The sequence below is a fragment of the Mesorhizobium sp. M7A.F.Ca.US.005.03.2.1 genome (genome assembly GCF_003997795.1).
GTDB classification, from domain to species: domain Bacteria; phylum Pseudomonadota; class Alphaproteobacteria; order Rhizobiales; family Rhizobiaceae; genus Mesorhizobium; species Mesorhizobium ciceri.
Genome location: NZ_RZRP01001168.1, coordinates 1 through 1495, shown reverse-complemented (window position 1 = coordinate 1495; position 1495 = coordinate 1). Strand labels below are relative to the sequence as shown.

Genomic DNA, 1495 nt, shown 5'->3' with positions numbered 1-1495 from the left:
GCCTGCCACTGACCCACGGTGACGCCATCACCGTCGGTTTGCGGCCCGAGCATATCAAGCTGGCGGACGAGGGTGCGTTGAAGGGCGAGGTGGGTGTGGTCGAGCCGCTCGGCCTTTCGACGCAGTTCTACGTCAAGCTAGCCAGCCAGCAGCTGTGCGTCTTTGCCATGGGCCGTGCCGGCGTCAAGTCCGGCGACGTGGTGCGGTTGGCGGCCGAACCGGACCAGCTGCATCTGTTCGATGCGAAAAGCGGCGAGCGCATCGGCTGAGGGGACGCAGCCGGGTCGGATGCGGGCAGCCGGATCAGGCGCCGCTATCGGGCGGGACATGCACGGTAACGCTACATTTCAATTGGATAAAATAGCGGAACGTCCAAGAGACATTTCCGGAACCTAACAGGATCGCTCGGACCTTTGCGTCTAGGGCGCAAGACCTTAGTCCCGCCGTCTTCTCAAAAGAACGGAGGTCATTTCGCCGCGAACTAGGCCACCGTCGGAGTTAGTCAACACCGACGGTGGCCCCTGCAATATGGGCGAGTGGGTTGTGTGCGGATATGGTGTGATCGCGGAAGGCGATTGTAGACCGCTAACCGCGAGGGCTTCTTTTGGACAGCGGCGAGCTGTCCAACGGGTTTTCAGCCGATTTGGCCGATCGCCGCTCCTTCAGCCACAGGGACTTCTTTCTCCTTGCCAGGTTCTCGTCTCGAACGCTGTCTTCGGCGGTCACTCCGCCATGCATCGCGGCAATCACGTAGTCGGCTCTGTTGGTTCGAAAGTCGCCTTTTTGTACGGACATCGTTTTCTCCCAGTGCGAGGCATTTCCCCCCTTTTTGCCTGACGCTGAAACTAACTACCTATCCGTGGTGCAAGTCTACCAATTGGCGATTGTATTAAAACGATACACTCAGATGGTGCGATCGCACGAGAGGAGCCCATCCTGGCGAGGCTTCTTCATTGACCCTGTTGTGATCCTTGCGGGGGTGCCGCGGCGGGAGGTGTCGGAGCCTGCGGTGCGGGTTCCGTGGAAGGCGTGGCGGGGCTGTCAGGCTGAGGTGCAGGCGGTGCGGCCTCTTCCTCAGTCAGAACCTGGTCAGTCCTGGCCTTGATCTCATCGGCCGTCTGCTGGCTTATCAGCCCGTTGCTGACGGCAAAGCCAGCAGCCAGAGCGACAAGGGCTGCAATGATTGCAGCTTTCAACTTCTTCGACATCCATAGGCGCCTTATTCGTGACACCCAACCCACGGCCAAGGGTGCCGCAACCATGGCTAAGGGTCAATCCTTTGGCTGGAGTCTCTGCTCGGATGCAACGAAATCAACTGTTACAAACGAAAAACGCCGCCCATTGGGCGGCGTTTCGGCATTGCGGCGGGAAACCCGGATTACTTGATCTTGGTTTCCTTGAACTCGACGTGCTTCTTGGCGACCGGGTCGTACTTGCGGAACGACAGCTTGTCGGTCTTGGTGCGGCTGTTCTTGCTGGTCACGTAGAAGAAACC

4 protein-coding genes are annotated in these 1495 nt (G+C 59.1%); 1 reads left to right on the top strand and 3 read right to left on the bottom strand.

The genetic code is table 11. The features are described from left to right. On the top strand, window positions 1–269 hold a 269-nt coding region (locus EN991_RS35855), incomplete at its 5' end, for a TOBE domain-containing protein (protein WP_127370497.1). A 316-nt stretch (window positions 270–585) separates the two neighbouring features. Here EN991_RS35855 and EN991_RS35850 read toward each other — a convergent pair. From EN991_RS35850 to rpmG, 3 genes are all read right to left on the bottom strand, one after another. Then, window positions 586–795, bottom strand: coding sequence for a hypothetical protein (locus tag EN991_RS35850; RefSeq protein WP_013531922.1), 210 nt, complete (start codon window positions 793–795; stop codon window positions 586–588). Between the two features lie 155 nt (window positions 796–950). Then, on the bottom strand, window positions 951–1208 hold the full coding sequence (locus EN991_RS35845) for a hypothetical protein (protein ID WP_024503578.1): 258 nt from the start codon (window positions 1206–1208) through the stop codon (window positions 951–953). Between the two features lie 170 nt (window positions 1209–1378). Then, on the bottom strand, window positions 1379–1495 hold a 117-nt coding region (gene rpmG, locus EN991_RS35840; RefSeq protein ID WP_127370496.1), incomplete at its 5' end, for a 50S ribosomal protein L33.